Below are 8,905 nucleotides of genomic sequence, written 5' to 3'. Positions count from 1 at the left end.
CAAGGCGGCCGCTATCGGATGCGTACTTCGCGCAAGGCCACCGCCAGATTGCTCTGGCGTGGATAGCCGGCAAGCTTGCGCAGCATCTGGTGGGGTTCGATCCGGCCCGAGTTCACGGTGGCGATAGCACGAAACAGGTCCGGCCAGTTGGCGACGATGATATCTTCCCGGACCTTGCCCGCCACCAGCTTGCGCAGTTCGGTCGGAGTAGCGGCGGGATCAAACACGTAAAACCGCTTCGATGGCAGATCGCGGATGCGCAGGACGAGGCGGCGATCGAGCAGACCGCTCATGCCAAAGACGTGATCGGTGTAGCCTGCCGTGTCGGCATATTGTTCGCGGATCTGCCTGCCCGCCTCATTGGCCAGCAGGCCACTGAGGATGTAGGGTGCCTCGCTCGCCGTCACCGGGATGAGGCGCGATGCGAACGGTGCATACTGGTCGTTCACCGAGCTGTAGCTTTTTGTGCCGGGATCATTGCCATACTCCGCGTGGACCGCGTTCATCGTCTCTCCATGGCGACCTTGCTCAGCGAACGGGCCAAATTCGGCTTGGCTGCAGCCCGTTCGCGCGGACGCAAACTGGGCCGTCAACCTGGAGACCGTCCGAAATCAGATCGATTGACCCCGAGGGTCATCGAGGTGATAGAAGCCGGGCGCAGCTATCGTTGGATTGCACGCGATCTCGGGATCAGCAAGAACACGGTCACGGCGATTGTGCGCCGCCAGCGGGACGGATCGGCATTGTAGTATATAGTTGACATGTCGCCCCAGTCTGTGCATTATACTTGACATGATCGAAGTCCTCCGCACCGCCGAGTTCATCGACTGGCTCACGGCGCTGCGGGATGTTCAGGCGCGGGCGCGGATCGCCAAACGGATTGACCGTATCGCTCAGGGCAACTTCGGCGACGCCAAGTCGGTCGGCGACGGGGTGAGTGAGCTACGCTTTACCTTCGGGCCGGGATACCGGGTCTACTACACACGGCGCGGCGATGTCGTGGTGATCCTGTTGTGCGGCGGCGACAAGGGCTCGCAGGAACGGGACATCGATCGGGCGAAGGCCATGGCGAAGGAGGTTTGACGATGACACTCGAAACCAAGTCCTGGGATGCAGCCGAGGTACTGAACACCCCGGCTGATATCGCGGCGTATCTCGACGCCTACCTTGAGGATGGCACCACTGAGGAACTGCTGCGTGCCCTCAGCACCGTCGCGCGCTCGCATGGGATGTCGGCGCTAGCCCGCGAAACCGGGATCAGCCGGGAAGCCCTTTACAGGGCATTCAGCGACAACGGCAATCCGACGCTCGGTACGCTGTTGCGCGTGATGAAGGCATTCGGCGTGCGCCTTGCCGTGGCGGCCTGATTTGCGCTGGCGGTGTTTAGGGTGTCATTTCGCCCCCTACCGGAACTGACCCCGATTACGCCCATGATGCGAGTTGGTCATTGTGACTGGCAACGCAATAGGCCCACGGCGCAAGGATCGCTTTATCCTGGGCTGCTCGATCACGCGGCCCATGCAGCCAAAATCACCACCTCGGCGGCATCGTGTCTACCCAGATAATCGCCACGTTACAGTTACTCGACATGCTTCTGCCGTCATCGATGCATGAGCAATTGGATAGCGCAATTGGCGTGCGCGTCGATGGCTTTGCCCTTCATGAAATCATAGCCCATGGCAAGCTGGGCTTCCCGCGCAAGAACGAATGGCAACCGAACCATGCCGACTATGGCGTAGACCAGCGAGGGCAGGGGCATGTCGGGGACGAGGCCGCGCTCGATCAATGTCGCTGCATACGCTCTCGTGGCTGCATGGTTTGCCTTGACGAACTCTTCAACCATCCACTCAAGCCGTTCGCCGCCCGCGATCGTCTTGGAGAACGTGATACGGGCATGCTCGGCGCTGTAACGGACATAGAGCCACAGCAAGAGAGCATAGCGCTCTTCGAAGGGGAGGTCTGCTGGGGCCGCGACGGGTTCGATCACTTACTCCTCGATCAGCGCGCAATGTCGCGCACGTTCGCTGCGGCAAACCATGTGCGGCAAATGCTTCGCGCGCGCATTGCAAGATCCTGGCGCGCGTTTCATGTGCCCGCGACTGTTTCAGAATGCGGGCTTTGGGAATTGGATGGCCCGGAAGAGCGTCAGAATTATGTGTCTTGGCCACTCATATTCTCCAGGTGATGATCCAGGCGAACCATGGCGCAAGACCGGCAGCGATACCGATCGATGCCCTGCTTTGCCCAAGCCGTAAATTGGCATAGAAGGCGTTTATCCCGTTTCACGGAGCTCGGCATGGCTCTTGTCCTCAAGTTGAAAGAAGCCCGGGTCGAGGCTGGGCTCAGCCAAAATCAGGTGGCCGAAATGCTCGCAATGAGTTTGAAGGCCTATCAGGCTTGGGAGCAGGGGAAGTCTGTTCCGAGCCTTGAGGAGCTCAGAACCCTGGCCATTCTCTTTCGTACGACCCTGCATGCTCTTGCTGGCCTTGACGTCAATATGACCCAGGGCTTTGAAGACAATGATGCCGACCTGATGGCGGATGAAAATGGCTTCTGGGGCCACGTAGGGATCAAGCTCAAGCGCCACGACAAGGTCATCTGGTATCCCGTTAGCCTGCGCACCTCGGACACACTTCGCGCGGGGGTTAATGGTGCGGTTGACCCCGAGTTTCTGATGCCGTTCGCCACGCTCGACAACCGGTTGGTTCGCTTGCGTCTGTCGCAGGTTTCCAGGCTCTATCTTTTGGGAGATGGGTGCGATTTGCCGGGTGATGGAAGTTTCCCGGAGACGTGCGATGCGCTTCACGGATATTCCGGTCATCCGCTTGTCGTCTACGAGGCGATGGTCGCAATTCTCGAAGATCATTTGACCGGAAGCGCATTGTCTGCCGGTTTTGACGCGGCGATTGTCGAGCACGCGCAGCAAGTGATCTCGGCAAGCGGGCTTGGCGGCGAGGAGATCCTTGCGCAGATCCTCCATACCCGCGTGATCCAGGCGAATGGCGAGGACTACAGCTTTCGCAGTGAGACTGACTGCGTGCTCGAGGTGGACACCATGATCGATATGGTTTCCGCAGATTTCCTGCCGTTCGTGGACCACGACAACGGGCATGAAATCTATTTTCGTGAAGAGGATGTGGTCCTTCTCCAGTTGCCGATTTCGGAACTTCTCAAGGCCGAAGACCTGGCTGTTGCGCAAATCGAGGCGATAGACGAAGTGCGCCACTGAACATGGCGATTATGGCCTGTGGCTGACCTGACTGATGATCGTCTTGCAGAACCAAATGCCGACACGATGGGCAGTGCAGGAGAAATGGCAATCTCAGGCAACAAGGCCCTACGTCAGTCTTCCACGAGCGAGATAAGCGCGACATCGATCGTCCCGAAAAGTAGCAGGGCAAGGGTGCGTGGAAGGCAAAGGGGTCCTGGCCGCGCCTCGCTGGATCTGCTGCCATGCTGCGCAGTTTTCAGGTGATCGCAGGTGAAGCACACCTCGTGGCGCATTTCTACAAGTGCGAATCAAAAAGCGTCGTTAACGGACATGGATGCGACCCGAATGGCCTCTTCATCTTTCCAGTACCGGAAGGGGCTAAGCATATCTGGCGGCAGTCCATTGTGGCTGCCGCAATTTTTTCAAGGTCGATCAAGCCGGTCTGTAGAAGCGGCGTCCAGATATGATCACGAGTGCGACAACACCTTCCCGGCGCGTTTGAATTGCTATCTCGGCAGGATCTTCTTGCATTCCCAATGACCGTCAGCGTAACCTGTCAAGGCCGATCCTTGCTTTTGTCGCCAATGCTACTATGGGGTCGCGCAATTGCTACGCCCGTGCAGCTCACACTATTCTCCGGATCGGATACCTCATGGCAGACTTTGACGCGCGCCGCGCCTCGCTCGACCTCGTTACAGCCTATGTAAACAACAACACGCTCAATGCAGCCCAACTGCCCAACTTGCTCAGCGATGTGTTCAAGGCGATTACCGACTTTGACGCCGCTGCCGAAACGCCAGCAGCACCTGCGCCTGCAGCTGAAGCTGGACCCACCGCCAAGTCAACGCCTACACCCGCCGCGCCTGCGAAGCCCGAGGACGCACCCAAGGCTGCGCCCAAAATCGCGCCCAAGGCAGCACAACCGGAAACTTCAGCAGTCGAAGCCCCCAAGCCTGCCGTTTCGATCGCGGAATCGACCCGCGATCCTAACTTCATCGTCTCGCTCATTACCGGTGAGAAGTTCAAGACGCTCAAACGCCACCTGAGGAAGCACGGCCTTACCGAAGCCGAATACAAGGCGCGTTACGGCCTGCCCGCTGACTACGCGATCGTAGCCGCCTCCTATTCTGCGCTGCGTCGCAAGGTTGCCGTGGGCATTCACCAGGATCGCCAGGATACTGGGGCCAAGAGCGAAGCCGCGGCGTCTTCGGCAGCCAGCAACGTGAAGCCGGCACCGGCCAAGGCGAAAGCAGCGCTCAAGACGAAGCAGGCAACTGCCCCCAAGACCACTGCCAAGCCTGCGGCGAAGAGTGCCTCGGTGGGCAAGGTTGAGGTTGCTCCCAAAGCCAAAGCGGCTGAAGCTCCGGCGCAGGGCAATGCGGATGTAGCCAAGCAGGCAGAGCCTGCCGCCAAGGTCGAAGCCAAGACAGTGAGCAAGGCGAAGAAGCCGGCAGCAGCGGAGGTTACCCCAAAGAAGGCCGCCACCAAGAAGGCATCGACCCGTAAGTCTGCTGCTGCTCCCAAGGCCCAGAGCGCTGAAGCACCGGCGCAGAAGACCGCAGCGGTCGAGACCAAGGCTGAACCGGCCGCCAAGGCTCCGGCGAAGTCGGCAGCCAAGGCCAGGAAGCCTGCCGCAGCGAAGAAGGTTTCGGCCAAGCAGATCAGTGAAGCGGTTGCTGAGCCCAAGGCCTCGGCTGCCTCGGTTGACGTTGCTCCATCTGAACCGGTCAAGGCGGAGACGAAGCCGGTAGCAAGCGCGCGGGTTACTGACGCGGCTCCGGCTGCGAAGGCTTCGGTGGCAAAGGCGCATGGCAAGAGCGCGGGGGCCAAGGACACCGTGAGTGCACCAGCCAAGGCGCCGCGCAAACCTCGCCGCAAGCTCTCGATGAAATTCGGCTGATCGATTATCTGCTGAAGATATAGGGGCCCCGGAGGAGAGATCTTCCGGGGCCTTCTGCTGCCTGCATGAGAGGCAAGCGATGACAGGCATTTTGATGCGTTAACGCAACAAACGAGGCCGTGTTAACCGATTGTTGGCTAATTTCCGCAAGGAAATGCGCTACCAGAGGGAAGAGCGAGGTTAACGAAAATGATCAAGCAGGTACGGCCAGGATCCTATGAGATGCGCTACGCATCTCGGTTCCCTGTGGACCTCGTCGTTACTGCTGAGCATCGTCGTCTGGGTGAAATCACGCTCGATATCCAGAACATCTCCGCGCAAGGCTTCATGGTGCAAGGTGATCTGGATTTGCAGCGCGGAGAGCGTCTCGAAGTGCACTTCCCGCTTGTCGGGCGCATAGACGCGCTCCTGGTCTGGTCACATGACGGGCGCGCCGGCTTCCAGCTTGAACGGGTTCTCCGGGGCGAGGACCTGCGCAGGCTCGTTCGCCAATTCCAGGCTGCGGCCTGAATTCCAAAAACGTCGATAGCCGCGGGCCGGTGGTTCCCCGTTCCTTAAGCCAGCTGGAGCACCAGTCTGGCATACTGGCCAGCGGCAATCCGGCATTGGCCTTCTTCTTGGCATTCCGCATCCACCGATGATCTCGGTGCCGTTTACTTCGGCACGCTCGATTTCGGCGACCCTGCATTCATCGCGGTTTCGGGCTTTGATCGATGCAAGGGCCTGTGAGGTTGCTGGCTGCCTTGGCTGAGATCCCACTGTTCGTTCCAGCGCCTCGCCCTGCTGGAAGAGGCGCTGGAACGAGGATTATCCGTTGAGCTTGTCCTTGACCGCCTTGGCGGGAGAGAACGCCAGCTTCTTCGAGGCAGCGATCTGGATCGTCGCGCCCGTTGACGGATTGCGACCTTCGCGCGCCGGGGTGTCCTTGACCTTGAACTTGCCGAATGCATTGATGGACACTTCCTCGCCCTTGGCCGCGGCGTCGGCAATGGCAGCGAAGACGCCGTCGACCAGCTTGCGGGCGTCGGACTTGGTCAAACCGCCATCAGCGGCAATGACATCTGCAAGATCGTTGTTGTTCATTAAGCCTATTCCTTGTGCGTAATGGAATGCGCTTGTTAGCCGTTGGCCAGCCCGGCAGCCATCTGCGTCGGCAATTTTCCCACGATTTTGGCCGCGGACAAGCGCCGGAATGGCCGGTAAGTAGGTTTTGCCAGTCACGGGCGTTTCCAGGGTTTGGTCCTTACCAAATCAACCGAGGCAGTCTGTTGCACGTTGTCCGGACCGTTTCAGGTCACCAATCGAGCGATTTTGTAAATTACATTGGGGAGAAACGCAGGAGAGGTTGGAGGTCTATCTGTGAAGGGATCGGATCAGGTAAGCGGTATTGGGTTCATACTGATGACTATAGGGCAGGGCTGGCTCGCTTTGTTGAGCGATTTTGGGATCGTTATTGAGATCTGTATTCAAGCGGGAAACGGCAAGCTGGGCGGTGTTTCCAGACTTATCAGTGCGAATTCGAATTGGAATACAGACATCGTTTTTCAGGAAATGCAGTTGGCTAACTTTACTTAATAAAATTATGAACCTAGGCTCCCGCCGTCTTTGCACTTGCTCGGGAGAAAGTCGCAATGGGTCGCTCCAAATCAGACGAAAATCCAGACGATAATGGTCGCGAAGTTAGCAAATCCGAACGTCGGGACAGTGGCCGAACGCGAACGATCTATCGGTTGGTTCAGATCGAACGGGAAGGTGATGAAGGCTTAGGTCGATGCCGCAATATATCCGACGGGGGTATGGCCCTACGCCTGTCGATGCCTGTAGACCTCAACGATAGATTGTCGATCGCATTTTCACCTTCGGTGAAGCTTTCAGGGCAGGTGGTCTGGATCAATGGCGACGAGTGCGGCGTCAAGTTCGATCAACTCATCGACAGCTCACAGATTTTGAGCAGCACCTCGCATGAAGGTAGAGCAGAGGGTGCGCGGGCACCCCGTTTGAAAGCAAATGTCTCCGGCAAAGTGATCTTCGACGATCAGGTGCTGCAAACGGTAGTCCTCGATCTGTCGCAACGCGGAGCGAAGATCACGCATGACGGCCGCTTCAAGCATGGTCTCAGGGTGAAAATCCTGCTCGATTCCGGTCACGAGCGCGAGGGCATCGTTCAATGGGCCAAGGACAACTTCGCGGGCATTTTCCTTATCGATCCCTTCAGCGTCGATGATCTGGGATCGATCGAGCGTCTGAGGTCGAAATCGGAAACCGGAAGCAAGGATAAGAAATGCTCCTGATGGTCGGTACCATGGCGCGTAGGGTAAACACCTCGACGCCATGAACCGCAATGACGATCCCGAGCCGGTCGACGAGCTGGCGCTGGAAAGCGGCGGCATCCAAACTACGTAGGTCGTGATCGATGACGCCGACATCATCCGAGGCGTACGCGGTTCCTATATATTGAAATGATCGACGATTGCAGGGTGGATGGCCCCGTCAAACTCGAGATTGCTTCGAGAAAATGGGCTCAAGCGAACACGAAGCGGTCCGACAGCTCCCAGCCAAAGCTGTAGACATTCTCCCGAAGCCAGCTGAGGCACTTCGCATTGCAGCTTGCAATCCAACGCGGACAATTGCGAGACGATGATCGGGCAGGGGTGCTCGGACCCGCCTTCAAGCTGTCCAGGTGTTGCCGACGTGTGCCTGTGATCGGTCATCGTAGGTCCCACGAGTCTTCGCCCCCATGTCGCGAAGCAAGGTACGATTATGCCCGGTCGATTGCAGTCCCATGGCTGCCGCGCGCTTTGTCGCCTGGCTGACCGAGGCATGCGATGAAATTCCTTCCTGATGGAATGACGACGGAAGGTCAGCAATACCATGCTCCGGTCGTTGTCAGCGTTTGGGTGAAAGACGCCTGTCTGTTGGTCAGGTCGCCTTATCTTGAGTGCAATGGCGATTGCAGAAGCCGCTGAAGGATGAGTGCGCGAAATGCCATTGCGGTTTCACCGCGGGCCACCAACCCTACGAGTTGAGCTCTAAGGGGAGCAAGCGGCGGCACGTTCGCTAGCTAGCGGAGTAGGCGCGGTCTTGATCCCCCAAACGAACCATAGTCACCTTTGCTGATATTGGCGACAGCGCGCCCTCAAGGACGAACTCGCTCACCGAGCGATGCGAGGCCTTGGCGGCGGCATCGAGCGCGCTTGGCTTCTGCGGTCAGGCGCAGGTCCAGCTTTTCAGATCGAATGGTCTTCGCTGCCATGATTCATACCTCCAATGGTAACCGCCATTGCATAGCGCCGATGCTTTGTCAGGACATTGTCTGGCGTTGGCGGTGTGTCATGGGCATCGGCAACCCGGCCATGACCGCGATGCCCAATCCCATATCTGAGATCGGCCAACACCAGTACGGATTGATGGAACCAATTCACGAAAGATGGAAGACCGACACCAGCTACCGGAGCTGTCGCAATGACAGTTTGCCCGGAGAGGCGATGACGCCTGACCGACGAAGAGATTCCTTTTCAATGGCTTGAATCGCGCTTTGAACATTTCTCGATCATTACGAGAACATCAAATGCGTCTGGTCGTACTCCGGGCAAACTGTCGGAACGACAGATATGATCAACAAGATTATGGATTCATTGAATCTTTTTGCGATGGCTCTGGCCAGAATCGCGGGATTCTGGCATAGACAGAACAGGAACGAACAAGGATCAGATGGAGCCGATACCGATGGGTAAGACCGCAACCAATGTCGGGCAGATCCTTGATCGCCTGTCCGAAGTGTCCAGTCGTCCGCG

General features: G+C 58.0%; 9 protein-coding genes and 2 pseudogenes. 7 read left to right on the top strand and 4 right to left on the bottom strand.

The window, feature by feature from the left end; translation table 11 throughout:
• Positions 1–23: 23 nt before the first annotated feature.
• Positions 24–527: pseudogene (locus tag SPHV1_RS23380) on the bottom strand (Tn3 family transposase); the annotation flags it as partial.
• A 265-nt stretch (positions 528–792) separates the two neighbouring features.
• Here SPHV1_RS23380 and SPHV1_RS23370 point away from each other — a divergent pair.
• Together SPHV1_RS23370 and SPHV1_RS23365 are read left to right on the top strand one after the other, a co-directional pair.
• Entirely contained in the window at positions 793–1,083 is a 291-nt protein-coding gene (locus SPHV1_RS23370; protein ID WP_054948400.1) for a type II toxin-antitoxin system RelE/ParE family toxin, read from the top strand.
• Between the two features lie 2 nt (positions 1,084–1,085).
• Positions 1,086–1,367, top strand: a complete 282-nt coding sequence (locus SPHV1_RS23365; protein ID WP_054948399.1) for an addiction module antidote protein — start codon at positions 1,086–1,088, stop codon at positions 1,365–1,367.
• Between the two features lie 233 nt (positions 1,368–1,600).
• On the opposite strand, the gene SPHV1_RS23360 is transcribed toward SPHV1_RS23365, so the two are convergent.
• Positions 1,601–1,987 (bottom strand): hypothetical protein, encoded by a 387-nt coding sequence (locus SPHV1_RS23360; protein ID WP_054948398.1) that lies wholly within the window; start codon positions 1,985–1,987, stop codon positions 1,601–1,603.
• Between the two features lie 309 nt (positions 1,988–2,296).
• Between SPHV1_RS23360 and SPHV1_RS23355 the strand changes: the two genes are divergently transcribed.
• From SPHV1_RS23355 to SPHV1_RS23345, 4 genes are all read left to right on the top strand, one after another.
• Positions 2,297–3,229, top strand: a complete 933-nt coding sequence (locus SPHV1_RS23355) for a helix-turn-helix transcriptional regulator (RefSeq protein ID WP_054948397.1) — start codon at positions 2,297–2,299, stop codon at positions 3,227–3,229.
• A 224-nt stretch (positions 3,230–3,453) separates the two neighbouring features.
• Positions 3,454–3,678 (top strand): hypothetical protein, encoded by a 225-nt coding sequence (locus SPHV1_RS25220; protein ID WP_156367441.1) that lies wholly within the window; start codon positions 3,454–3,456, stop codon positions 3,676–3,678.
• A 185-nt stretch (positions 3,679–3,863) separates the two neighbouring features.
• The gene (locus tag SPHV1_RS23350) at positions 3,864–5,111 is read left to right on the top strand and encodes a MucR family transcriptional regulator (protein WP_054948396.1); all 1,248 of its coding nucleotides are present in this window, start codon (positions 3,864–3,866) and stop codon (positions 5,109–5,111) included.
• A 222-nt stretch (positions 5,112–5,333) separates the two neighbouring features.
• Entirely contained in the window at positions 5,334–5,621 is a 288-nt protein-coding gene (locus tag SPHV1_RS23345; RefSeq protein ID WP_231634838.1) for a PilZ domain-containing protein, read from the top strand.
• A gap of 297 nt (positions 5,622–5,918) precedes the next feature.
• On the opposite strand, the gene SPHV1_RS23340 is transcribed toward SPHV1_RS23345, so the two are convergent.
• Positions 5,919–6,194: an HU family DNA-binding protein gene (locus SPHV1_RS23340; RefSeq protein WP_054948394.1), complete on the bottom strand. Its 276-nt coding sequence runs from the start codon at positions 6,192–6,194 to the stop codon at positions 5,919–5,921.
• A 548-nt stretch (positions 6,195–6,742) separates the two neighbouring features.
• On the opposite strand from SPHV1_RS23340, the gene SPHV1_RS23330 reads away from it, so the two are divergent.
• Positions 6,743–7,402 (top strand): PilZ domain-containing protein, encoded by a 660-nt coding sequence (locus SPHV1_RS23330; protein ID WP_082431138.1) that lies wholly within the window; start codon positions 6,743–6,745, stop codon positions 7,400–7,402.
• Between the two features lie 766 nt (positions 7,403–8,168).
• On the opposite strand, the pseudogene SPHV1_RS26170 reads toward SPHV1_RS23330, so the two are convergent.
• A pseudogene (locus SPHV1_RS26170) lies at positions 8,169–8,300 on the bottom strand (hypothetical protein); the annotation flags it as partial.
• Positions 8,301–8,905 lie beyond the last annotated feature (605 nt).

Source organism: Novosphingobium sp. KN65.2 (assembly GCF_001368935.1).
In the GTDB taxonomy this organism is placed as follows: domain Bacteria; phylum Pseudomonadota; class Alphaproteobacteria; order Sphingomonadales; family Sphingomonadaceae; genus Novosphingobium; species Novosphingobium mathurense.
The sequence above is the reverse complement of the archived record's forward strand: the minus strand, read 5'-3'. Positions and strand labels throughout refer to the sequence as shown.